At 59.6% G+C, this 22948-nt stretch carries 21 protein-coding genes; 9 read left to right on the plus strand and 12 right to left on the minus strand.

Annotated features, from left to right (window positions below; genetic code table 11):
• Positions 1-32: 32 nt before the first annotated feature.
• The 5 genes from AC6I6L_RS00795 to hisD all read right to left on the minus strand — a co-directional run bounded on the left by AC6I6L_RS00795 (position 33) and on the right by hisD (position 5587).
• Positions 33-335 carry a HalOD1 output domain-containing protein gene (locus tag AC6I6L_RS00795; RefSeq protein ID WP_497915809.1) on the minus strand — a complete coding sequence of 101 codons (303 nt, stop codon included), beginning with the start codon at positions 333-335 and terminating at the stop codon, positions 33-35.
• A 177-nt stretch (positions 336-512) separates the two neighbouring features.
• Positions 513-1418, minus strand: a complete 906-nt coding sequence (locus AC6I6L_RS00800; RefSeq protein ID WP_497915810.1) for an ATP-dependent ribose-1-phosphate kinase — start codon at positions 1416-1418, stop codon at positions 513-515.
• Positions 1419-1482: 64 nt separating this feature from the next.
• Positions 1483-2310 carry a DUF63 family protein gene (locus tag AC6I6L_RS00805; protein WP_497915811.1) on the minus strand — a complete coding sequence of 276 codons (828 nt, stop codon included), beginning with the start codon at positions 2308-2310 and terminating at the stop codon, positions 1483-1485.
• A 93-nt stretch (positions 2311-2403) separates the two neighbouring features.
• Positions 2404-3384, minus strand: a complete 981-nt coding sequence (locus tag AC6I6L_RS00810) for a ribose 1,5-bisphosphate isomerase (RefSeq protein WP_497915812.1) — start codon at positions 3382-3384, stop codon at positions 2404-2406.
• 901 nt (positions 3385-4285) lie between these two features.
• Positions 4286-5587, minus strand: a complete 1302-nt coding sequence (gene hisD, locus AC6I6L_RS00815) for a histidinol dehydrogenase (RefSeq protein ID WP_497915813.1) — start codon at positions 5585-5587, stop codon at positions 4286-4288.
• A 124-nt stretch (positions 5588-5711) separates the two neighbouring features.
• Between hisD and AC6I6L_RS00820 the strand changes: the two genes are divergently transcribed.
• Entirely contained in the window at positions 5712-6485 is a 774-nt protein-coding gene (locus AC6I6L_RS00820) for an SDR family NAD(P)-dependent oxidoreductase (RefSeq protein WP_497915814.1), read from the plus strand.
• Positions 6486-6512: 27 nt separating this feature from the next.
• On the opposite strand, the gene AC6I6L_RS00825 is transcribed toward AC6I6L_RS00820, so the two are convergent.
• Together AC6I6L_RS00825 and AC6I6L_RS00830 are read right to left on the minus strand one after the other, a co-directional pair.
• Positions 6513-7277, minus strand: a complete 765-nt coding sequence (locus AC6I6L_RS00825; protein ID WP_497915815.1) for an IclR family transcriptional regulator — start codon at positions 7275-7277, stop codon at positions 6513-6515.
• Between the two features lie 305 nt (positions 7278-7582).
• Positions 7583-8515, minus strand: coding sequence for a DMT family transporter (locus AC6I6L_RS00830; RefSeq protein WP_497915816.1), 933 nt, complete (start codon positions 8513-8515; stop codon positions 7583-7585).
• A gap of 149 nt (positions 8516-8664) precedes the next feature.
• Between AC6I6L_RS00830 and AC6I6L_RS00835 the strand changes: the two genes are divergently transcribed.
• On the plus strand, positions 8665-9168 hold the full coding sequence (locus AC6I6L_RS00835) for a VOC family protein (protein WP_497915817.1): 504 nt from the start codon (positions 8665-8667) through the stop codon (positions 9166-9168).
• Positions 9169-9184: 16 nt separating this feature from the next.
• Here AC6I6L_RS00835 and AC6I6L_RS00840 read toward each other — a convergent pair whose 3' ends face one another.
• From AC6I6L_RS00840 to AC6I6L_RS00850, 3 genes are all read right to left on the minus strand, one after another.
• Positions 9185-10441, minus strand: coding sequence for an FAD binding domain-containing protein (locus AC6I6L_RS00840; RefSeq protein ID WP_497915818.1), 1257 nt, complete (start codon positions 10439-10441; stop codon positions 9185-9187).
• A gap of 124 nt (positions 10442-10565) precedes the next feature.
• Positions 10566-11657, minus strand: a complete 1092-nt coding sequence (locus AC6I6L_RS00845) for a substrate-binding domain-containing protein (protein WP_497915819.1) — start codon at positions 11655-11657, stop codon at positions 10566-10568.
• A 110-nt stretch (positions 11658-11767) separates the two neighbouring features.
• Entirely contained in the window at positions 11768-12139 is a 372-nt protein-coding gene (locus tag AC6I6L_RS00850; protein ID WP_497915820.1) for a cupin domain-containing protein, read from the minus strand.
• A 370-nt stretch (positions 12140-12509) separates the two neighbouring features.
• On the opposite strand from AC6I6L_RS00850, the gene AC6I6L_RS00855 reads away from it, so the two are divergent.
• The 4 genes from AC6I6L_RS00855 to AC6I6L_RS00870 all read left to right on the plus strand — a co-directional run bounded on the left by AC6I6L_RS00855 (position 12510) and on the right by AC6I6L_RS00870 (position 17001).
• Positions 12510-12620, plus strand: coding sequence for a VOC family protein (locus AC6I6L_RS00855; protein WP_497915821.1), 111 nt, complete (start codon positions 12510-12512; stop codon positions 12618-12620).
• Positions 12621-12625: 5 nt separating this feature from the next.
• Positions 12626-13726, plus strand: a complete 1101-nt coding sequence (locus AC6I6L_RS00860; RefSeq protein WP_497915822.1) for an NADH:flavin oxidoreductase/NADH oxidase — start codon at positions 12626-12628, stop codon at positions 13724-13726.
• Positions 13727-13813: 87 nt separating this feature from the next.
• Positions 13814-15055, plus strand: a complete 1242-nt coding sequence (locus AC6I6L_RS00865; protein ID WP_497915823.1) for a M24 family metallopeptidase — start codon at positions 13814-13816, stop codon at positions 15053-15055.
• Between the two features lie 182 nt (positions 15056-15237).
• Positions 15238-17001 carry a CocE/NonD family hydrolase gene (locus AC6I6L_RS00870; RefSeq protein ID WP_497915824.1) on the plus strand — a complete coding sequence of 588 codons (1764 nt, stop codon included), beginning with the start codon at positions 15238-15240 and terminating at the stop codon, positions 16999-17001.
• Between the two features lie 120 nt (positions 17002-17121).
• Here the strand turns inward: AC6I6L_RS00870 and AC6I6L_RS00875 are convergent, their stop codons facing one another.
• Positions 17122-19611, minus strand: coding sequence for a xanthine dehydrogenase family protein molybdopterin-binding subunit (locus tag AC6I6L_RS00875; RefSeq protein ID WP_497915825.1), 2490 nt, complete (start codon positions 19609-19611; stop codon positions 17122-17124).
• Positions 19611-20120, minus strand: coding sequence for a (2Fe-2S)-binding protein (locus tag AC6I6L_RS00880; protein ID WP_497915826.1), 510 nt, complete (start codon positions 20118-20120; stop codon positions 19611-19613). Before AC6I6L_RS00880 ends, AC6I6L_RS00875 begins: the two co-directional genes overlap by 1 nt.
• A 214-nt stretch (positions 20121-20334) precedes the next feature.
• Here AC6I6L_RS00880 and AC6I6L_RS00885 point away from each other — a divergent pair, with 214 nt between their 5' ends.
• The 3 genes from AC6I6L_RS00885 to AC6I6L_RS00895 all read left to right on the plus strand — a co-directional run bounded on the left by AC6I6L_RS00885 (position 20335) and on the right by AC6I6L_RS00895 (position 22829).
• Complete coding sequence (locus AC6I6L_RS00885; protein WP_497915827.1) at positions 20335-21114, plus strand: ABC transporter ATP-binding protein; 780 nt, start codon at positions 20335-20337, stop codon at positions 21112-21114.
• Positions 21115-21392: 278 nt separating this feature from the next.
• Positions 21393-22295: an FAD binding domain-containing protein gene (locus tag AC6I6L_RS00890; protein WP_497915828.1), complete on the plus strand. Its 903-nt coding sequence runs from the start codon at positions 21393-21395 to the stop codon at positions 22293-22295.
• Positions 22296-22313: 18 nt separating this feature from the next.
• The gene (locus AC6I6L_RS00895; RefSeq protein WP_497915829.1) at positions 22314-22829 is read left to right on the plus strand and encodes an SRPBCC family protein; all 516 of its coding nucleotides are present in this window, start codon (positions 22314-22316) and stop codon (positions 22827-22829) included.
• Positions 22830-22948 lie beyond the last annotated feature (119 nt).

A 22948-nucleotide genomic window follows, 5' to 3' on the forward strand; every position in this document is an offset into this window, starting at 1 on the left:
CGCGATACGATGGGGGTTCCGTTAGACGGCGATCAATCCGACGCCGTCACCTCGATACAGGTGGGATCGATCACCATTCGCAGGCCGTCGGCTTCGAACTCGACGGTGCCGGTCGCCCGCGTGGTTCCGTCGTGGGTGTCCGCAAAGAGTGCGTCGAGTGCCTCTGGGTCGACGTACTCGTAGAGATTCGTACTGGCCGCGGTCACGTCCTCTCCGTGGAACTGCGCCAGCGCCGTCGCAGCGGCGATACTCAACGGTTCGTCCGAACTCGGCTCGTAACGGATGCGCCGACTGTACCCGCACTCGTGGGGTGTGCCCCCCCTTCCGTCCATCATAGTCATGTCTCTTTGTTACGTCAGTGACGTATATTTGTGTCCCCCAACGTGGTGACGTATATACGTATCGTCAGACGACACTCCTTGAGAACGAACTGTTCGATCAGCGCCACGTTTGCCGTACCTCCTGATGAAACAGCCCTGCCTCGCTTCGAGTGACGACTACGGGAGGTGGCGTCAGGTCCGAGCGGCGAGCAACGCCTCGACGGCGGCCCGATCGGGCGCGCTCCGTGCGCCGTCGCGGGCCGCGGTGAGCGCGCCGCAGGCGTTTGCGTACTCGAGTGCGCGCTCGATCGTGCCGGCTGCGTGTCGTCCCGGCTCGCTGCCGTCGATGATCGTCGCGATGAAGCCCGCGGCGAACGCGTCGCCAGCCCCGGTCGTGTCGACGGACTCCACGTCGAATCCGGGGTGGGAGTACCGCCTCTCGGGGGTGTAGACCACCGCGCCGTCGCCGCCGCACTTTGCGACGACGATCCGATCGCTAAACGAGGAGGCCGCGTAGCCGTCTTCGAGTACCGTCTCGATCTCGCGATCGTTCGCGAAGACGATATCCGCCATCGACAGGGCTTCGTCGTAGTCGCGGTCGTCGAGTCGCCGCCCGGGATCGAAGCTGATAGTTACGCCAGCCTCGCGTGCGGTTCGGGCGATTGCGCCAGCCGTATCGGGTCGCTGCCCGGTGAGATGGACGTGGTCAGCCGCCCGGATGCGATCGCGGTCGAGGTCCGCGGGGGTGATTGCCTCGTTGACGCCGTCGTTTCCGAGCACCGCAACCTCACCGTCGTCGTCGACAAGGAGGTACTTGACGGCGGTGGGGGCGTCCTCGACGACCCGAACGTCGGTCAGCGAGACGCCGGCATTCTCGAGTTCGCGACGCGCCAGAAGTCCGTTGTCGTCGTCGCCAACGCTGCCGATCAGTCCGGTGTCGACCTCGAGCCCGGCGAGTGCGGCGGCGACGTTCGCGGCGCTGCCGCCGCCGGATTGCGTCTGTGAACGAATCGCTGATTCACCGTCGGCCTCGGGGAGTCTGTCGACGCGAAGCGTCACGTCCCAGTTGATATGACCTGCAGTGAGCACGGAGACCATTCGCAGTGAGCGGACCAACGATTGCCGCCCGGAAAAGTCTATAGTAAAGCGGGGGCGAGGTCAGCTAACTCACGCTTATCATAAAGAGCAACACGTTGTGAATGCCCGGACCGAGTCCGACCGCCGCAACCAGACCAAGGATCGTTCGCGCCTGTCGCGGTTCCTCTCGTACGTACTCGGTGAAGAGTCCGAGAACCACGAGCGCGAGCGCTACCTTTACCAGGACGAACAACCAGCCACCCCCGATGTACGCGGCGGTCGGCAGCGCCGACCCTGCTTCGAGGATCAGTTTCGAGGCCGGGACCTCCTCAGCGGCACCGAGGACGTCGTAGCCGATCGCCGTCGAAACGCCGTCTAACGTGTGTCCGAAAACGACCAGCACTCCAGTAAGGCTCGTGATGGCGGCAACGTCGGTAAACCACAGACTGAGCGCAAGCCACGCGATTGCGGTGACGACTCCCGAAACGACGACCGCGATGACCGGCCAGAACGGGTTGAACGATCCCATCTCCCACTGGCTGATGATCGCAAACATCGCGAATACGGTGAAAAACGCCGTTCCAGCCACGCCGACGAACCGGGCGATCGTCGGCTGAAGACCCGCCGCATAGAGGAAGGTCGCGAGAAGCCAGACCAGCCCCCCAACGATCGCGGTCACCAGATAGACGCTCGGCGAGCTAAACAGGACAGCGATGGTGTCCGGATAGGCCTCGATTCGATGCAGCACGTGTAACACCGAACCGAACATCATCCACGGTGCAAACGCGAGCACCGTTCGATCGGTCACGGGCGGGTCGACCGTCCAGAGCAGCGCAACGACACCGGTCAGGATGACCAGAAGCGGCGCGAGAAGATACCACGGCGGGAGGACGAACCCCTCGGGTAACACCATATCCCGTATAGGCTCAGACCAGTAACTAACACGTTTCGATTATCACCGAATCAGTGATACGAACGACCCGCCCCTCCGATACAGGTGGCCGTTTTAGAGTTCCCAGGGTTCACCGGTCGTCTCACCGAACAGCTCTCGCATCAGGGTCACGATACTTTCGGGCGGGTACTGGCCGCGCTCGGTGACGATCGCATCGACGTACCGTGGCGGCGTCACGTCGAAGCCGGGGTTCTCGACGACGAGTCCGTCGTCGTCCGCCCGGTCGCCGGCGATGGCCTCACGGTCCTCCGCCGGGAGCACCTCGGTCTCGTCGCGCATCTCGATCGCGACGGTGTGGCCCGTCATCGTGTCGGGGTGGAGTTTGATCGTCTGGGCGGCGACCATCACGGGAACGCCGCGCTCGCGGGCGTTCACTGCCAGTCCGCTGGTTCCGATCTTGTTGATGACGCTGCCGTCGGCAGCGATGCTGTCGGCCCCGACGAGGACGTGGTCGGCGTCGTCCAGATACCGACGCGCCGCGTTGTCGACGATCAGCGTCACCGGAACGCCCCACTCCCGGAGCTGTCGGGCCGTGATGTGACCCTGCTTTCGCGGCCGGGTCTCCTTGACGATCGCCTCGACGTGCTTGCCGGCGTCGAGGGCGGCCTCGATGCAGGCCAGGGCGTCCGTCGAGTGACAGTGGGTCATCACCACGTCACCGTCGCGGAGCCGGTTCGCGCCGACTATTCCGAGCTGATCCTGGGCCTGTTCGAGTTCGGTCCGGAACTCCTCGGCGCGAGCGATCGTCGACGCTTGCAGCTCCGTGACGGTGTCCCCGACCATCCCGCGGAGAACGTACCGGAGCGCGTTCGGGAGGCTGACGGCTGTCGGTCGGGTCTCGTACAGCTCCTTCGCAGCGGCGCGGAGTTCGTCGCGAAACGCGGCCGGCGTCGTCGCCTCGGACCGATCGGCCTGGGTGGCGAGGGCGTCGGCCGCTGCGTCAGCGATCGTCGCCGCCCCGCGAATCTCCATCGTTGCGATCTGCTCGGCTGTCGCGGCGACGACCGGGTCGACGGCTGGCTGTGCGTCGTCCATGCGGACGTATAGCAGATCGTGAGGGATAAGCGACCCGGCAGTATCGAGGCGGCGATTATCGACGGGCGACGCAACGTGCATAGGCCTGTCTACGTAGTTGGTCCCGGAAAACGAACCTTCGGTACGGGCGTCAGCCAGATCGCCGCGACTTCGAGAGATATGAAAACTGTTGTGGAGTTTAGATTGCTAATTTCCTCTCTTGTTCGATGGATATGTATTTTTATAGATTTATATACTCTTCTATATATTCTGTGTGGATCGAGACCGCGACCGACGAACCGCCACCTACTGGGAGCTACTACTGATTCACCGGCTCTGGATCTTGAAACCGAAAAAAATCACAAAATTTGCGTCTATAGCGCACGCTCGAAGTAGTTGGTCGACCATCTCCGATTAGAACGGGTGGTACCACCAGTAGACGTTTTGTATGGTGAATTCACCGTACAGTCTCCAGATATCCGTTGTGATCGGCAATCCATTTCCGGAGACGGAACTGCGGATCCGAGCCGGTCTCAAATATCTATCATTAGTACTACAAGTCATGGTAATAACTGTTTCTTATAGAGTTATATATAAACTACTATGGTGTTTATTATGCACTTCCCGCGTAAATCAGCGCCACTGAATGCAGCGTTTCGATGGGGTCACCGAGTTACCTGAAACCACAACTGGCGGTGGTTCCCGATCGCTGACGGGGATCGTTCCTAACCGATGGGGTGTGTCTCGATCGCGACTACGGTGGACTTCGGACGTGCATCCATCTACTCGACTACTCGACTATTCGACGACGAAGAGCGGAGAGTCGCCGCTGAGACAGTCCGCTCGCGGTGTGACCGATTGAGAAATCCGATCGTCGATGTGGCACCGAGTTCGGAACTCGGTTTGTCCGTTGGAGTCGAGGTCACTTGCTGGGACCGTAGTCGGGACTAATCTCGGGATCGAATCGCGCTTCTGCTGACAGTTGGTGGGCGTGGGTTCCCTCCAGTTCACAGATCGCCGCCGCCCAGGGTGCGATCCGGGCAGCGCCGGCGGCCGTCGCCTCCTGTTGGGTGAGCGTCTTCAGGTACGTTCCGACCCAGATCCCACCGCTGTATCGAGCAACCTCGAGGGTCGGAAGACTGTGATTCGTTCCGACGGCTTTGTCGCCGAAGACGACGGGAGAGTGCTCGCCAAGGAACAGCGAGCCGTAATTGATGAGCTCATCGACGATCGAGCGGGGGTCGTCGATCATCACCTGGAGGTGTTCGATTGCATACTCGTTGCTGATATCGATAGCCGCATCGAGGCTCTCGGCAAGAACGATTTCGCCGTTTTGTTCCCAGGATTCTCGGGCGACGTCTTCAGTTCGGAGGCGTGGCAGTTGCTCGTGGAGCGCCTCTTCGGCGGCTTCAGCGACGTCCCGATCCGTCGAGACGAGAATTGCGCGGGCGTTCGGATCGTGTTCGGCCTGTGCAAGCAGGTCGGTCGCGATGAGGTCCGGATCAGTGGTTTCGTCGGCGAGAATGAGGACTTCCGAGGGACCGGCGAGGAAGTCGATTCCAACGTGGCCGAAGACCTGCCGTTTGGCTTCCGTTGTGAACACGTTGCCGGGGCCAGTAACTTTCGCAACCGGATCGATCGATTCGGTCCCGTACGCCATCGCTGCGATGGCCTGTGCGCCCCCGATACTGTAAATCTCGTCGGCACCGGCCTGATCCATCGCGTACAACTGGGCCGGCTGAATGCTTCCATCTTCTTGAGGTGGGGCACACGTCACGATCCGGTCAACGCCGGCGACCTCGGCAGGAACGATCGACATTGCCGGCGCAGCCACGAGCGGGTGGCGTCCGCCGGGAACGTAGGCTCCCGCAGACTCGACGGGGACGATTCGCTGGCCGAGTCGAACACCCTCCTCGAACTCTTTTTCGAACCCCGAGAGATGCGTCCGCTGTTCCTCGTGGAACGACCGAACGTTCTCGATCGTGTTCTCGATCGTTTCGCGCTCGGCTGCCGTCAGTGACGACGCAGCGTCCTCGATCTCCTGTGCTTGTATCTGGAACTCGTCGACCGAGACGCCATCGAATCGTTCCGTTAGTTCGTACAGCGCGTCGTCGCCACGGGTTTCGACTGCACCGACGATTTCCTGAACAGACTCGGTCACACCGTGATCGATTTCGATTGATGTCTCTCCTGCTCGCTTGAGATACTCAGGACTTTCAGTCATTGTACACCAAATAGGTCGAACCGAATAGTCTTAAATCCGCAGGGTGGGAAAGTGACGTTCAATTACCAGTACCGGCCGGAATTGGGCGTGACATATATGTCGTCAGCGAGCAAATCGGGACACCATGCACGATGGGTTCACCTTCGTCGTTACCGGTGCGAGCGGCGGAATCGGTCGCGAAATTGCTCTCACATTGCTCTCGGAAGGCGCGAACGTCGCACTCGCCGCTCGGAGCGACGGCATCGAGGAGACCGCAGAAATGTCCGACGCGGGCGAGCGGGCTCTTCCGGTTCAGACTGACGTGACGGACGAAGACGATGTCGTCGCACTGATCGAGGAAACCGTCGAAACCTTCGGTGGGATCGATGGCATCGTCAACAACGCCGGCATTGCCGGTCCGACGGCTCCTGTCGAGGATGTCTCCCTCGATGAGTGGGAACGAACGATGGCGGTAAACACCAGCGGGCCGTTCCTGGTAACCAAACACGCCGTCACACATCTCAGAGAAAGCAACCGCGGGACTATCGTCACGGTCTCGTCAATCAGTGGGAAGCGACCGTTGCCCGACCGGACACCGTATGCAGCCTCGAAGATGGCCGTCATTGGGCTGACCCGAACGCTCGCCTTCGAACTGGGCGACGACGACATCACCGTCAACGCGGTGTGTCCCGGTGCAACCGCTGGTCCCAGAATTGACAGCGTCATCGAGGCACAGGCCGAGCAACGAGGGATCTCATTCGAGGAGGCAAAACGAGAGGTCTTCACCGATGACGCCGCGCTTGGCGAACTCGTCGAGGCCACCGATGTCGCCCAGACGATTTCGTTCCTTCTCGGTCCCAGGGCTCGACGAATAACCGGACAGGACGTCAACGTCGACGGGGGAACAGTCTGGTACTGAGTCCGATCGATAGGTGGTCGCGGGCGATTACTGGCTCGCCAGGCTCAGTTCGATAGCGTTTGCCGTTCCCGTTACCAGTTCGGGCAGCGTCGTCCGGAACCGCTCGTCACGGAGGCGGTTTTCCGGTCCCGATACGACGATCGAGGCAAGCGATGTCCCCTCGTGGATGATGGGACTCGCAACTGCTCGGAACCCGCTCAGGGTCTCACCGTCGTTTCGCGCAAACCCCTGTTCTCTGATCGTCTCGAGTTCTTCGAGCAGGTCATCGACGTTGTCGATGGTCCGATCTGTTTTGCGTTCGAGACCTTCTTTCGCTGCGATCTCTCTGACTCGCTCTTCCGGCAGGTGTGCGAGAATCGCTTTCCCAGCGGCGATATTGTGAAGAGGGACCCGTTTCCCGATCTCTCCGTAGGGCTGGACGGCACGCTTGCCTTCCGCTTTTTCGAGGTAGACTCCTTTCCCGTACTCTTCGATCATGAGCCAACTGATCTCGTCTGTCTCGTCTGCGAGCTGTTCCAGTCCGGGTCTGGCGATCTCAGCGAGCGCAGTTCGACGTTTTGCCTGTATCCCGTACCAGAGACACTTCAGACTGGTCCGATAGATGCCCTCGTCTGATTTGAGGAGAAATTCGTGTTTGACGAGCGTATTGAGGTGGTCGTGTGTCGTACTCTTTGGAAGCCCGAGTCGGTCGGCAACGTCTGTGACTCGCGCTTCCTCCATTTCGTGAACAGTGTCGAGTATGCTGAACAATGTCGCTGCTGACTTCACGTATCGATCTCGATTCTGGTCCATAGCGGTACTCGGCCAGACGGAAAATAAATCTTTAGGCTCTGCCGTGTCGCCGTTCGACGACACCGAACTGGGGACTATCTTCTACCGCGCCAACACGTGATATCGGACGCAATTACTGAACATCGTTCCGGCAATGCCGAACAGTCTAACCCCTAAAATCGGTCTCAACGAGCCGTAAAAACGGACGCCATACAAAAGTAAATACAGTAGTACGATTGTAAATTTTCCTCGTTTCGCCTATGCCGAATCTCGCCACCAACCTCGTCGGCTAATTTACAATCCGATCGGTCTAGAACTCATGATTGTCACTCTCGAATCGCCCGGCGATAGCTCCGAAGATTCGCTCGCAGGCGTCGGTGTTCGGTCAGCACAAACCCGAACGTGATCACGAGAAAGCCGATTACAGTCTGGAACGAAATCACCTCTCCGAAAAGCACCCAGACGATGATAGCGGTAACCGCTGGGACGACGTACGAGACGAGCGTGGTTCGAATGGCACCGGCTATTTCGAGGAGGCGATAGTACGCGAGAAAGGCAATGGCGGTCCCGGGGATACCGAGATACAGTGCAGCGAGTAAAAATGGTGTTTCCAGGGTGGTAGGCCGCGCCTCTCCGAGTGCGAGACTACCGAGGTGTAATCCGATAGCGCCTACGAGAAGGCCCCAACCAAGCGTAGGGGTGATCGAAAGTTCGGAACGGATTCGCCGTAAAATAACGCTTCCAACCGCAAGTCCGCCTGCGCCACACAGTACGAGCCAGTTCCCGACTGTCGTCGGCGCGAGCAGCTCGTTGGCATCCGGGTTCGCGATAATCATGACGCCCGCGAGGCCGAATCCCACACCGGCGAGTTCGAACGGGCCAAGCCGTTCTTCGGCCACCAGAACCCAGGCGACCGCCGTTGCCAGGATCGGATTCATCGCAAAGATCACGGCGGCAACGGCGCTGGTCGTAAACTGCTGACCGTAAATCAGGAATCCGCTCGACGCACCCGTAACGAATACGCCAGTAATCAGCACCCGTATCCACTCTTCGGAACTGACGGGCCAGTAGCGTTCTCGTCCGAAGATGGTAATCGGGAGAACGACGGCAGCAGCGATGTAGAGGCGAATCGCGGCGAAAAACGTCGGAGGCGCGTAGTCGAGACCGACCGTAATTGCGACGTAAGAGCCTCCCCAGAAAACGGCAACGATCGCGAACAGTAGCGCCGTCACCGTCGTTGTTCGAGGAGGGATCAGCATATCGGATACACCACCAGTAGCCAAAAAACACTGTCGGTCAGTGAACGAACAGCTGCCAGCTCGGAACGTCCCGTCGTCCCCGCTCTGTCAGGACGGACCCGCATTCCGAGTACGAAGAACTATTACTGGTCCGCTCGTTCGATAGATACATGACGCGTGTCAACTTGAACCACGTGAGCGTACTCGCAACCGATCTCGAGTACTCCACAGCGTTTTACAGTGACCTCTTCGGGATGGAACGGCTCCCAACGCCAAATTTCGAGGTCCCCGTCCAGTGGCTACAGGCCGGTTCCTGTCAGTTACACCTCTTTGAACGAGAGATCGATCCCGCTCCCTACTACCATTTCGGACTCACCGTCGACGACTTCGAGGGAATCTATCAACGCGCCCGCAAAGAGGGGTTGTTCGCGAACTGGGATGACCGAGCGGACGACAGCATCTACCGTCTCCCCTGTGGTGCCGTGCAGATGTACCTGACCGATCCCGCCGGAAACCTGCTCGAAGTCGACTACCCCGACGTCGACGATCTCGATCGGTCCATCGTCGAGGAGATCGTCGATCGCCGCGAACTCCACCCCCAGTCGGGAGCGGCCGCTACTGCGAGTCTAGATATTACGCCGATCGATTCGGCCGAAGAGACGGAACGAGTGTAATCGCTCGACGCGGCGATCAAAACTGACCGGTGTACCGATCACCGCGACGACGTGCCTCCTCGACGAGTCGGTATCCTGCCTCTACCCGATCACGTTCCCAGGCATCGAGTGCGGATTCACGGTCGGTACCGGTGTGAACCGCCTCGGCTAATTGGAGTCCGTCTGCCGCGGCATGGACGGTTCCAGCAGCCATGTGGGGTCTGATGAAGAACGCAGCATCGCCGATAATGCAGACTCGGTCGAACGCCATTTGTGGTACTGCGAGATCGTAGATGCACTGGACAAATGGTTTGGAGGTTGCCTTAACGAGCCATTCGAGTTGGGGTGCGAGTAGCTCCGTGGCGATTTCGATCTGTTGCTCGCGGACCGACTCACGCATCAGGCCCGGCGGCAACGAGTGTGACCGCTGGGTTCCCTCGGCGTCGTACAGCAGTTCGTCGAGTTCCTGGCCCTGGCTGAACGGGTAATACCAGACCCAGTTGATTCGACGCTCACCGGGTGTTGTTTCACCGGCGGGTCCCGGAACGGGGTATGCAAGGAACTGTGATTGGGATGTGTGATAGAGTGTGTAAATATTGCCAAACCGCGTCGCGTAGCGGGCCGGGATTTCTCGTTCGGGGACGGTCCCTCGGTAGGCGACGTAGCCGGCGTACTCCGGGGTGTAGCCGGGAAGAAACTGCTCGCGAGCCGTCGATCGATACCCTTCGGCGGCGACGGCCAAGTCTCCGGTCGCCGTCGTTCCGTCGGCAAACGTCATCCTGACGCCCGACGTATCCTGCTCGACGTCGACGGTTTCTGTACCCATTCGGTAGGCATCTTCGGGTAATGCTTCCGTGAGACGCCGGTAGACTGTGTCCCATGAGGTCGTGTAGATCGCTTCTCCCTCGACATCGATCGAGTCCCCCGACCGATCGAGGTGTTCGATTCGAGTGGTTTCGGTCGCGATTTCGTCCCAGTCGGCGATCCCCTGTCGCTCGAGATAGGTAAGCATCTCCGGATGCGCGATGATTCCGGCACCGCGTTCGCGCATCTGCCCTCGCTCGGTTCGTTCGAAGACGGTCACCTCGTGGCCTGCCTGTCGGAAGGCCAATGCAGTGAACAATCCACCCATCGACCCACCCGAAACGAGAACCTCGAGCTGGTCGTCGACCGATTCGACCGTCTCCGCACGCTGGTCCAGATGCGGGAGGTCGTACTGTTCGCAAAATACCGTCCGATCGTAATAGACGTGACCTTCGTGACAGACCCGAGCCGGCCCGTCGTAGTTGTACATACGGCGTGTCATTAGGAGTGGTTTCAACTAGTTGGATTGTGGAACCAAATAACCGTTCCGAGTAATTCCGTCCGAGGCGACGCTCCTGCTAGTTCGTCCGTTGACGATCACAACAGTGGTCGATTCAAATTGACACCGGATTGTAATTCAACCAGTCGTCCCAGTCTTCGCCAACGACACCGAGTTCGCCCATCCGTTCGAGCGCCGCTCGGTCGTTCTCGACGAACTGATCGTCGATTTCGACGCTCTCCGGCAGCACCATTGGGTCGATGTTCGTCGACCAGTGAATCATCGCCTGTGCTTCCGCCTCGTCTTCGGCGTTGAGTTGGTCGACGTAATCCGTGGAGAACTCGACGGGGTCTCCCTCGTAGAAGATGTCGAGTGCTTCCTGCCACGCTCTAACGAACCCTTCGATTGCTTCGAAGTTCTCGTCGCTGAACGAGGTCCGTGTCAGGAAGTTTCCGATGGAGGTACTCATCGGATCGTATCCGAGCTCTTCCATCTTCTCGGTGTACCAATAGAGTGCCTCGAATCCGTCCATCTCTCCCGTCTCCATATTGTAGTTTAGGGCGTTCGCATCGAGCAAGGGTGCCGTCTGTGCGACGTCTAACTCACCGTCGGCAAGAAGCGTCGGTAGTGCGCTGTAGTCGGCCGTGACGATGTTGTAATCGCCTCCCTCTTGGAAGTCGTAACCGTACTCTTCGTCGTGAATTAGTCTCGAAAGCGGAGTCATGCTCAGTCCCCACCCGCCGATACCAACGTTCGCCTGATCGTCGTGGATTCGGTCCCAGGACTCTTGAACGCCGCCGCTTTGGGCCGTCGCGTACTCCGAGTCTTCGCGGACGATCATCCCTGGATACTGAGAGAGCATGACACCGTGGACCGAGACCTCGATTTCTCGCTGTGGCCCGATCTGTGACCCCTCCGCAGTCCCCACGCTTACGGCCATATCGACCTGATCGCCAGCAAACAGAGAGACCATGTCCCACGTTTGCTGCAGGTTGTACTGGACCCCAACCTCCTCCTCGTACGACTGGAGGATACCCTCTTCTTCCATGATATCCGCGATCATGATCATGATCCCGAGCGGGGCCATTGCGATGTCCATCGTGTCGCCGTCGCCGTTGCCACCGTTGTCGTCACCGGTACACCCTGCAAGTAATCCTGCTGCACCGACAGCACCCGCTTTCGATAGGTATGACCTTCTTGATACCATTACACACACTAGTGTGCTGGTACAGCTGATAAATGTTTCGCTATGCAGGTCCCCTCGCGATCGCGTTTCCGGTTATTAGTGACCCGGTAGTTCTCTCGACCAGTTGCCGATTACTCGTCGGGATCGAAAGACTGGTAGTCGTCAGTCAGAGGGGCGTTCAGAATTATCGCCTCGACCCCGTTCTCAGCCGTCTCCGGAACGTACGGCTTCAACGGATTGCCGGGCTGGACGACGAAGACGTTGCCCGCCTCGACAACGTACTCGCGATCGGGCGTCCTGACGTGGAGTTCCCCCGAAAGCACGTAAAACACTTCCTCCTGTTCGTCGTGATAGTGGTACGGGACGAAAGACTCGCCGGGCGAGGCCCGGACGAACTGTATTGATAGGTGCTCCAGTTCGATATCATCCTGAACGTACCGGTGATCTCCTGGAATGTCCGGTCGGGGCTTGATAGCATCCGGGTCGATTATCTCATACGTCATTACGAGTGGAATCTCGGACCAAACCGGTATAATAGTATCTCACCACCGACAGCACCCCTGGCGTTCAGGACTCACGAATCGATAGTAGCTCTTGAAAGTCAGTGCACACTCGATCGCAGGAGGGCGTTTCGATCGGTGTGTACCCTCGTTTCAAGAGCGACTATCCGTTGGCGAGTGTACTGGTGTCCAAAACCCGCGAGCCACCTTTGACGGTTCCACTGCTCGTTGAGAGCTCGTGAGTCGTCGACGACAGTCCTCACTGGCGTTCGGAACCCACAGCGTTCGGAACCCGTCTCCCCACTGGTGTTCCGAACCCGTAAGAACAATTAAGTGGGTGCCCGCGAAGAGCAAACTATGCAGGTTGATCAGTATGCAGGTTGATCACACAGCAGTATGGACGACAGATCTCGAGCAAGCGAAAACGGTCTATGAGGATGGGCTGGGCCTGGAACACGTCGTCGAGTTCGTCGAGGAACTGTAACGCGAATGAGTTCCGATCTGTTCACGTCACTTTCCCTTCGGGACGTGACGCTACCGAACCGAATCGTCGTCTCGCCCATGTGCCAACACTCGACCGACGGCGACGGTCTCGCGACCGACTGGCACCTCGTCCATCTCGGGAGTCGCGCAGTCGGCGGGGCCGGGCTCGTCATGACGGAAGGAACCGCCGTCGAGCCGCAGGGACGAATCTCCCCGGGAGACCTCGGTATCTGGAGTGGGGCTCACGCCGACGCGTTACGGCCGATCACCGCGTTCATCAAGGCCCAGGGTGCGATCCCCGGCATGCAACTTGCCCACGCCGGTCGGAAAGGCTCGACGACGAGACCATGGGAAGGAGGGACGCCGCTTCCGCCCGAGGACGGAGGGTGGGAGACGCTCGCCCCGAGTCCGATCCCGTATCCGTTCGACACCGAGACGCCACCCGAACCGGAGGTAGCCACCGAGGAAGACATCGATCGAGTTATCGAGGCGTTCGGCAAAGCGGCGGCACGTGCCGATGCGGCCGGCTTCGAGATGCTCGAGATCCACGCGGCCCACGGCTATTTGCTCCACGAGTTCCTCTCCCCAGTCACTAACGAGCGGACCGATCGCTACGGTGGCTCGTTCGAGAATCGAATCCGCTTGCTGTGTGAGGTCGCGACTCGCACTCGCGAACGGTGGCCGTCAAGCAAACCGCTCTCAGTTCGCATCTCCGCGACGGACTGGCTCCCCGATCGAGACGCCTGGACGATCGAGCAGTCGATCCACCTGACCGCGACCCTTGCCGACTGTGGGGTCGACGTAATCGACGTAAGCAGCGGTGGAATCCACCCTGATCAACAACTTCCGGCAACGGGACCACGATATCAACTTCCCCTCGCTGAACGAATCCGGTCTGAGACCGACGCCGAGGTTCATATTGCCACTGTTGGCAACGTCACGACGCCTGAGGGCGCAACCGAAATCATCGCGAACGACCGGGCAGACCTCGTGGCTGTCGGCCGCGAACACCTTCGAGATCCATACTTCGCGCTCGGAGCGGCTCGAGACCTGGCTCAGACCGACCGGGTCGATCCGCCGACACAGTACCGTAGAGCGTTCTGGTGAGCCGTGAATCCGCCCCGCGGCGATCGGTTCCTGTACGCTCTCGACCAAAACAGTATTCTACTTGCATGTCGGTGAGTAACTTGGAGCATGATTGAAAATAGACGCGTCGTTGAGAACCGTCGGTCGAGTTACTACGAGCAGTTTTCCGCCGAGGAGTACCAGTCCCGGTACGAGAACGTCAGAGATTTGCTGGACGAAGCCGGCCTGGAAGCGGCGATCGTCTACGGAAACGGCGGTCTCCTGACCGGCAACCAGACCAATATCGATTACCTGACCAACTACCGCGGCGAGTATATCACCTATCTTGTGGTCTTCGCTGATCCCGACGAGGAGCCAACCCTCTACTGCGGGCTGAGCAACCACCTCCAGTATCTACGCGAATCTTCGGTGATCGATGATATCCGACTGATGATCCCCGATCCGCCGGCCAAACTGGCTGCGAGACTGTCTGAGGGCGGTGTGACGTCGGGCGATGTCGGTCTGGTCGGACTCGACCGCCGCTACCAGTATTCGATTCCGCACGAACACTACCGACACCTCGAACGTGCGCTCGATGGGGAGCTGGTCGAATTCACGGCCGAGTTTACCACCTTGCACGCGGTCAAATCGGACGAAGAACTCGAGTGGGTCAGGAAGGGGGCAGCGTTGACCGACCTCGGAATGGAGGCGCTGGCCGAGGCCGCCGAACCGGGGATGCGCGAGTACGAACTCGAGGCGGAACTCGTCTATGCATACCACAAGGAAGGAGGCGACGTAAACTGGACGTTCATCAATTCGGCACCGATGGAGGGAGCTGAACCGGGAGAGGGAGTCACCTGGAAATCGCCCTCGAGCCGGAAGATCCAGGAAGGTGACATCATTTCGACGGAGTTCAGCGCCTCCTACGGCGGCTACTCCGGACAGATTCACCGTCCCATTGCGGTCGGTCAACCGCCGACGGATACGTACCAGGATATGTGGAACGTCCTCAGAGAGACCTACGACGGGATGGTCGACGCGATCCGGGCAGGAAACACGGCCGAAGACGTCGCCGAAGCCGTCGCTCCGATCGAGGAATCGCCGTACAAGATCTACGACGTCTTGCTCCACGGGTTCGGGAACGGGTACCTTCATCCGTTTATCGGCACCCACGACTCGAACTACTGGCCGGGCGGAGACGATCCGATCACGGCCGACTGGGAGTTCAAAGAGAACATGATCATGGTGGTACAGCCGAACGTCCTCACGGAAGACGAGACGAAAGGGTTCCAGCTCGGAACGACGCTCATCGTCAGGGACGGTGCCCCCGAAGTAATTCAGGAGTATCCCGTCGAGTTCGTTCAAGTCTAACCGAAAGGAACGCGAGTTCCGAACCATCTTCCGTTCGTCGGTAGCAACCGTTCGCCGTGACATCCGTTCGTCAGTCGTCCTCTTCCGCCGGCAACCGTTCGCGGAACCGTGGCCGTTTCGTGTTTCGATTATTCACACGCGGATACATTTATGAGACTGCTTGACAAACGGTGTATTCACCAATGACAGAGACGATCGACGGGTACCCGAGAGCGGAGTATCGAGAAAGAATGTACATCGAATGGGATGTCCCCATCGAGATGGATGACGGAACGACCCTCCGGTGTGATATTTATCGGCCGGCGGAAGATGGAACGTATCCAGTTATCATGTCCTATGGCCCGTACGGGAAGTGGCTCAACTTCCAGCAACTGTACGACGACCAGTGGGAACAGATGTGCAAAGACCATCCGGAGGTACCGGCCGACTCCACGAACGCCTTTCAGGCCTGGGAAGTTGCTGACCCCGAAAAGTGGGTTCCAGACGGGTACGCGATCGTCAGGGTCGACTCCCGCGGAGCGGGGCGATCCGAAGGGACGATCGACGTTTGGTCTCTCCGAGAGGCCACCGACTACGCCCAGTGTATCGAGTGGGCCGCGGCACAACCCTGGTCGACCGGCAAGGTCGGTCTGAACGGAATCTCGTACTACGCGATGAACCAGTGGCAGGTCGCGGCACTCCAACCCGACGGCCTTACGGCGATGTGTGCCTGGGAAGGCGCGGCAGACTGGTACCGCGATCTGGCTCACCACGGCGGGATATACTGTACGTTCGCAGCGGGCTGGTACGAGCGCCAGGTCAACGCCGTCCAGCACGGACTCGGCGACGAGGGGTACCGGAGCCGGATCACCGGCGACCTCGTCTCCGGGCCCGAGACGCTGACGGCCGAGGAACGCGGGGCGAATCGGGCCGATCTGGACGACGATCTCCGCTCGAACAAACTCGCCACGGCGGAGTACTGGCGCGAACGCAACCCCGACTGGTCGAAGGTCAACGTCCCGTTTCTCTCGGCTGCCAACTGGGGCGGACAGGGACTCCACCCCCGCGGAAATTTCGAGGCGTTCAGACGAGCCGCTTCCGAGGAGAAGTGGCTGGAAGTACACGGAATCGAACACTGGACGGAGTTTTACACCGACTACGGCGTTTCGCTTCAAAAGCAGTTCTTCGGTCACTTCCTCAAAGACGACGACACCGGCTGGGACGACCAGCCCCGGGTCCAGCTACAGGTTCGCCATCCCGGCGAGCGCTTCGACGAACGTCACGAGGACGACTGGCCGATTCCGCGCACTGACTGGACGCGATACTACGTGGACGCCGCGGACAGTTCGCTCTCGAGGTCGCCACCGGAGGACACAGCGTCGATTACCTACGACGCTTTCGGCGACGGCGTCACGTTTTTGACCCCGCCTGTAGACGGTCGGACCGAGATCACGGGACCGATCGGCTCGAAACTGTACGTTTCCGCTGACACCACCGATGCTGATCTCTTCGTGATCGTCCGAGTCTTCCATCCCGACATGGAAGAAGTCGTCTTCAAGGGGGCACTCGATCCGCACACGCCGATCGCACAGGGCTGGCTGCGCGCCTCTCATCGAAAGCTCGACCCCGACCTGAGTGAACCCTGGCGTCCGTACCACACCCACGACGAGAAACAGCCGCTCGAACCGGGCGAGATCTACGAACTCGACGTCGAGATCTGGCCGACGTGCATTACCGTTCCCGACGGTTGCCGGATCGCGCTCTCGATCCGAGGAACCGATTACGAGTATCCGGGCGACGTCGACACCGAACTCGGCAGCATGGAGGGACAGTTCACCGGCGTCGGACCGTTCCGTCACGACGACCCCCGCGATCGCCCGGCTGACATCTACGGCGGGAACGTAACGATTCACTCCGGTCCGGATCGGCAGTCTCACGTCCTCTTGCCTGTGATTCCTGACACGTAGACGAAACACCTCGGTGAGCGAGCGCAGCAATGAATGCGTCCGTGATACCGTTTTCTCGAAAAACGACCAGCGCGTTCGGTGAGTAACTCGCGGATCAGCGAACACTCGTCGATCGACGAGTTACTGTTCGTCGGTGTGGTCTGATTCGCGGATCGCCGACCGGATTCGGTCCGGCGTCACCGGGACGGTGTCGACCGTCACGTCGAGCGGTTCGAGTGCCGTATTGATCGACGCCGGGATAACTGCCGACGCGGAGATCACGCCGCCTTCGCCGGCACCCTTGACACCCCGTGGGGTGAACGGTGACGGCGTTTCTCGGTGTTCTAGCTCCATCTCCGGGATGTTCTTGATCGAGGGCAACAGGTAGTCGAACAAGGAGATCGCAAGCGGCTGTCCCTCCTCGTCGTAGGCGAACTCCTCGAGTAGCGCCCCGCCGATTCCGTGGGCGATCGCTCCCTCTACCTGCCCGTTGACGATGTCGGGATTCAACACGGTTCCACAGTCGTGCAGCGAGTAGTACTTGAGAATCTCTACTTCTCCGGTGTGGGCGTCGACTTCGATGATCGGGGCGTCTGCCGAGTAGGCCGTCGCGGGATAGGTCGGTAACTTGTCGCTCAGTGCCTCGTCGAAGTCCTCTCTGACGAGTGCCGGATTGGTGAAATCGTACGACACCGATCGAAACTTCGTCACTTCGTCTTCGGTCACGTCCTCGTGCTCCTCGGCGGCCAGGGCGAGTTCCGAAAGCGACAGGCGATCGCCAGTGCCCGCTTGCTCGACACCGCCGTCGGTGTACGTCACCGCGTCGGTGTCGCAATCCCAGATGGTCGCTGCCAGCCTCTTGAGGGAGACCCGGAGTTCCTCTCCGAGCCCCGTCGTCGCACCGGAGAGCATCACGCCCATTCGCGAGGCGGCTGCACCGAAGTCCTTCGGTGCGTCGACGCTGTCGAGGTATGTCGCTTCGATCGCGTTCGGCTCGATCTCGAGTTCGTCGGCCATCATTTGCCCGATCACCGTCTGGTGTCCCTGTCCGGCCGAACTCGTCGCGATCGAAACCGTGACGGTTCCGTCGTCTTCGAGACGTGCTCGGAGGTGTTCCGGGAACCCGACGACATCGTCTCGGGAGAACGATTCGAGTTCGTCGTCGCTCATCTCGAACCGGCCGGCGTAGTCGATCACGCCCGCGGAGGGTTCGAGCGTAACTGCTGGCTGGGTCCCTCGGTATTTTCCTTCGGCTCGCTTCGCTTCGACGATTTCCGGATCGAGGAGTCCGCCCTCAGTTCGTTCGTTTTCGTCGACTATTTCGGTGATTCGGTTGAGTGCGCTCGGATAGTCTCCGGAGTCGTAGACGTTCTTCGATGGGAGCTTGTGGGGCATCTGATCCGCCGTGATCAGGTTCTGCCAGCGGAACTGGGTGGGATCGAGACCGAGTTTTCGGGCGGCTTTCTGCATCACCATTTCCAGTGCGAAGGTGTGTTGCTGGACGCCGAATCCTCGGTAGGCCGTCTGTGGGACCTTGTTCGTCAGGAACAGCTCGTATGCGTATCTGACGTTCTCGATGTCATAGGAGGTCGTGAGGACCGACATCGGCTTCATCGCCTGTGGCAACGGGTACCGCGGGGTGGCTCCGAGATCGTCACGGAAGGAGATGTCGAGACCGCGGATACTACCGTCGTCGTCGACGGCCAGTTTCACTGCGTATTCCCGTTCACAGGAGTGGGCATCACCGCCCTGTAGGTACTCGATTCGGTCCTCGACGAACTTCACCGGCCGTTCGAGCTGGTGACTCGCCATTCCCGCGAGCGCACAGTATCGGGCTCCGGCGGCGATTTTGGTCCCGAAGCTTCCACCGACGTGTTCCGGCACGCGGACCTTGACTTTCTCCTCCGGATAGCCAAGCGGCTCGTAGACGAGTTCGTTGTTGAACGTGTACAACTGCAGGTTGCAATCGATCGTGAAGCTATCGTCCTCGGGATCGTAATCGGCGACGACGCCCGCAGTTTCCAGGGGCACGCCCGAAATTCGTCCCCACGAGTACTCGGCCTCGACGACGTGGTCGGCGTCTTCGAACGCCCCGTCAACCTCTCCGAATGCGAACTCGTCGCTATCGGCACGGTTCGTCCCCAGATCCTCATAGAGGAGTACGTCGTCTTTGCCAGCGGTGTCGACATCCGCGACGGCTTCGAGTTTCTCGTAGTCGACGGAGATGAGGTCACCAACGTCTTCGGCGACGTATCGATCGCTCGCGACGACGAGTGCGACCGGCTCACCGGTGAACCGAATCCGATCTTTGGCGAGTGCCCACTCGGTGAATCCGAGTCGACCGGGGGTCTTCGAGAAGTGTTCCTCGATGTCGTCACCGGTCAACACCAGTTCACAGTCCGGATGCGCTTTGGCTTCACTCGTGTCGATTTCTCCGATTTTGGCGTGGGCATGCGGACTCCGAACCAGAGCCATGTGGAGACAGTCCGGTGGTGAGATGTCGTGGACGTACTCGGCGTTCCCAGAGAGGATATCGTAGTTTTCGACGCGCTTAGTCGCCTGCCCAGTGTATTCATCCGCCGTTTTCTCGTCTTCCGTCTCTACCTGTTGGCTCGTGCTAGTTCCGGACATTATTCTGACTCCGCCAGCCGTTTTGCACTCTCGTGGACGGCATCGTAGATTGGCTGGTAGCCGGTGCATCGACAGATGTTCCCGCCCAACTCTCGTTCGATCGTCTCGTCGTCAGGATTGGGGTGTTCCTCGAGGAGCGCCTTCGTGGCCATCACGAACCCGTTCGTACAGAATCCACACTGGAGGGCATTCGCGTCGTCGAACGCCTCCTGAATCGGATGAAGCGCCTCGTCGTCGAGTAATCCCTCTGCGGTTTCGATCTCGGCGCCGTCGACCTGGCTGGCGTAGGTGAGACAGGTCTTCGTCAGCTCTCCGTCGACGAGTGCCGCGCAGGCGCCACACACCCCGTGCTCGCAACCGACCCGCACGCTCCGCGTCCCACACTCCTCGCGCAGAAAGTCAGCGAGCTTCAGTCGCGGTTCGATCGTTGCCTCGACTGGGTCGCCGTTGACGGTTGCTTCGACCGTCATCTCCGGTCGCTCGGCTGGCGTCGTCGCGTTATTGGACATCAGTACTCCTATTATCGTGGCCGATTAAAAATGTTTGCTCGGAGACGTTGCCGCACGAGCGGACAGTCGAACGGAGCGAACCGTCGGATGACACCAACATTTATCTTTGTGTGTGCGACACTAGGGACACGATAATGTCGACAACTACTGGCAACCGATCGGCCACTGCTGGGCTAGCGAGATCGTTCGACCGACAGTGGGGTGAGCGAAGTCCATGAGCGAAGTGACGGACAAACTCAGCTCGACGACCTCCTCGAAGAGAGCAGCATCGATCATTCTCGATGGTGTTGGCAAAGAGTTCGACACCAAACAGGGGCACGAACTGGTATTCAAAGATATCAACGTCGAGATCGAACCGGGATCGTTCGTTACTCTGCTCGGCAAATCCGGTGGGGGCAAATCCACGCTGTTGAACATCATCAGTGGAATCCTCGATCCGACCTGGGGTGAGGTCAGGTTCGAGACGACGACCGGAAACGAAGTGACGGTCGGACACGTGTTCCAGTCCCCGCGACTCCTGCCGTGGAAAACCTGCGTCGAAAACATTGGGTACGTCCACGAGAACAATCCCGATTACACTGACGAGGTCGCAAAGCAGTACCTCGATATGGTCGGACTCTCCGAACACTACGACAAGTATCCGTCGCGCCTTTCCGGTGGACAACAACAGCGAGTTGGAATCGCCCGAGCGCTCAGTATCGATCCGGAGGTGATCCTTATGGACGAACCACTCGGAAGTCTCGACGAAATCACGGCAGATAGCCTCCGTGGGGAGCTTATCGACATCTGGACCGAACTGAACAAGACGGTGTTTTTCGTAACACACGATATCACCGAAGCGATCCAACTGTCGACTCGAATCCTTATGATCGGAGACGGAAACATTTACGCGGATATCGAAAACGACCTCGAACGCCCGCGAGAGGTAGACTCCGACGAGTTTCTAAAGTTCAGACAGAAGGCGATCAACGCCTTCCACAGTATCGACGAGTGATCCAACCAGCTACAGAACCGGAAGACGATACCGACCGACCCCGTTCGTGGTGTCGACGCCACCCCAGCACCGTCGTGGTGTCCACATCACTCCAGCACCGTGGGTTCGGGTCGTCTTTCAGTAACATATATTAGCACTGCCGCGTGAACATGATAGCAGCGTAAGACTCGTATGATAACTACCACCACAGATGCTACCCGGAGTCGACGGGGCACCGTCCAGCATCACTCGGGGGTTCGATCGCTCCCGACGCCCTCTCTCCGGATGCCACCCAACACATGAAGCCAGCACCGTTTGCATACCAACGACCCGAAACGATCGAGGACGTCCTCGAGGCACTTGACAGCGACGAGGAGTCGGAGTTGTTAGCTGGCAACCAATCGCTCGGAATCGTGATGGCGAACCGCCTCGCGACGCCGGATCAACTAATCGATCTCAACGGCGTCGACGACCTCGCGTACATCGATGTCGATACCGATGACGGCCGCGTCAAACTCGGGGCGATGACGACCCACCGGAGTATCGAACGATCGACCCAACTTACACGAGTTCTGCCGATGCTTCCGGAGGCCGCCGAACAGATCGCCGGTCCGGCCGTCCGAAACCGAGGAACCATCGGTGGCAGTATCGGTGAGGCAGATCCTGCAGGAAACTATCCCGCGGCGCTCGTCGCACTCGAAGGGACCCTTCATTTGCGGTCACAGGATGGGCGTCGTGAGGTCGCTGCCGAGGATTATTTCATCGCGTACATGTTTACCGACCTTCGGGAGAACGAACTCATCGAGGGAGTGTCGGTCGACACGGAGCCGTTCCCTCCCGAACGGACCGGGATGTCGTTTCTGGAGCTCAAGCGAGCTGCCCAGACCTGGCCGACCGTAAGCGCAGCAGCGTCGATTCGGGTAGACGAACCCGCAAGTGACGAGCCAGTCATCGAAGATGCCCGGTTGGCACTTGCGAACGCAGCAGACATTCCGTTGCGGGTCGAGGAGGCCGAAGAACGTCTCGAAGGAGCGCCGCCGTCCGACGCCGTACTCGCAGACGTTGCCGAGACGGTAACGGGCGCAGTCACCCCGGAGGGAGAGATGCACGCCGACCGGGAGTACAAAGAGGAGGTTGCAGGCGAATACGCCCGGCGATCGATAGAACAGGCGTACGAACGCGCGAAAACGGACGAGACCTAGCGGATACTACGATACACAATGTTAGAATTCAATGGCGTAAACGAGATGGAACAGTCGAGAGAAGAGCTCTGGCCGTACTTTACCGATCCGGACGTACTGGCCGCGTGTGCGCCCGGCTGTCAGTCGATGACGCTCAACGAACCCCACGAAATTACGGCGATTCTCGCGGTCGGGGTCGGAAGCGTAAAACCCGAGTTCGAGGTCGATGCGATCGTGACCCAACTGGAGTATCCCGAACTACTCGAGGTGACAGCGACGGGGCAGGCGCCCCGAAACGAGTTCGAGATGACAGCGACGATGAAGATGATCGAGCGCGAGGGCGGCGGAACGCGAGTCGAGTGGGAGGCAAACGCGGACGTCTCGGGAACGATCGTGAGCCTCGGAAGTCGAGCGCTCAAGAGCGTGACGAACCGACTGGTCAAGCAGTACTTCAACGATATGCAGGCGATGGTGGAGGCGGGAGAGGGGGCGGAGTCGAAGCTCAAGGAGGCGCCGCCGTCTGCCGATGCAGACGTCGATATCGAGACGGACTAACTGTAACTCCTCCCCGATTTTCGCAGTAACTGCTTCTCGGTCTTCGTTCTCGCAGTAACTGCTTTTCTCCCAACTCTCGTCCCAACCGGAACCGCTTTTACAGCGATCGCACCACGGCT

Source organism: Halosolutus sp. DAT137 (assembly GCF_059736405.1).

Bases quoted from the DNA above. Each gene is read 5' to 3' on its own strand.
- AC6I6L_RS00795 (WP_497915809.1), bottom strand. From the start codon at position 335: ATGATGGACGGAAGGGGGGGCACACCCCACGAGTGCGGGTACAGTCGG.
- AC6I6L_RS00800 (WP_497915810.1), bottom strand. From the start codon at position 1,418: ATGGTCTCCGTGCTCACTGCAGGTCATATCAACTGGGACGTGACGCTT.
- AC6I6L_RS00805 (WP_497915811.1), bottom strand. From the start codon at position 2,310: ATGGTGTTACCCGAGGGGTTCGTCCTCCCGCCGTGGTATCTTCTCGCG.
- AC6I6L_RS00810 (WP_497915812.1), bottom strand. From the start codon at position 3,384: ATGGACGACGCACAGCCAGCCGTCGACCCGGTCGTCGCCGCGACAGCC.
- hisD (WP_497915813.1), bottom strand. From the start codon at position 5,587: ATGACTGAAAGTCCTGAGTATCTCAAGCGAGCAGGAGAGACATCAATC.
- AC6I6L_RS00820 (WP_497915814.1), top strand. From the start codon at position 5,712: ATGCACGATGGGTTCACCTTCGTCGTTACCGGTGCGAGCGGCGGAATC.
- AC6I6L_RS00825 (WP_497915815.1), bottom strand. From the start codon at position 7,277: ATGGACCAGAATCGAGATCGATACGTGAAGTCAGCAGCGACATTGTTC.
- AC6I6L_RS00830 (WP_497915816.1), bottom strand. From the start codon at position 8,515: ATGCTGATCCCTCCTCGAACAACGACGGTGACGGCGCTACTGTTCGCG.
- AC6I6L_RS00835 (WP_497915817.1), top strand. From the start codon at position 8,665: ATGACGCGTGTCAACTTGAACCACGTGAGCGTACTCGCAACCGATCTC.
- AC6I6L_RS00840 (WP_497915818.1), bottom strand. From the start codon at position 10,441: ATGTACAACTACGACGGGCCGGCTCGGGTCTGTCACGAAGGTCACGTC.
- AC6I6L_RS00845 (WP_497915819.1), bottom strand. From the start codon at position 11,657: ATGGTATCAAGAAGGTCATACCTATCGAAAGCGGGTGCTGTCGGTGCA.
- AC6I6L_RS00850 (WP_497915820.1), bottom strand. From the start codon at position 12,139: ATGACGTATGAGATAATCGACCCGGATGCTATCAAGCCCCGACCGGAC.
- AC6I6L_RS00855 (WP_497915821.1), top strand. From the start codon at position 12,510: ATGCAGGTTGATCACACAGCAGTATGGACGACAGATCTCGAGCAAGCG.
- AC6I6L_RS00860 (WP_497915822.1), top strand. From the start codon at position 12,626: ATGAGTTCCGATCTGTTCACGTCACTTTCCCTTCGGGACGTGACGCTA.
- AC6I6L_RS00865 (WP_497915823.1), top strand. From the start codon at position 13,814: ATGATTGAAAATAGACGCGTCGTTGAGAACCGTCGGTCGAGTTACTAC.
- AC6I6L_RS00870 (WP_497915824.1), top strand. From the start codon at position 15,238: ATGACAGAGACGATCGACGGGTACCCGAGAGCGGAGTATCGAGAAAGA.
- AC6I6L_RS00875 (WP_497915825.1), bottom strand. From the start codon at position 19,611: ATGTCCGGAACTAGCACGAGCCAACAGGTAGAGACGGAAGACGAGAAA.
- AC6I6L_RS00880 (WP_497915826.1), bottom strand. From the start codon at position 20,120: ATGTCCAATAACGCGACGACGCCAGCCGAGCGACCGGAGATGACGGTC.
- AC6I6L_RS00885 (WP_497915827.1), top strand. From the start codon at position 20,335: ATGAGCGAAGTGACGGACAAACTCAGCTCGACGACCTCCTCGAAGAGA.
- AC6I6L_RS00890 (WP_497915828.1), top strand. From the start codon at position 21,393: ATGAAGCCAGCACCGTTTGCATACCAACGACCCGAAACGATCGAGGAC.
- AC6I6L_RS00895 (WP_497915829.1), top strand. From the start codon at position 22,314: ATGTTAGAATTCAATGGCGTAAACGAGATGGAACAGTCGAGAGAAGAG.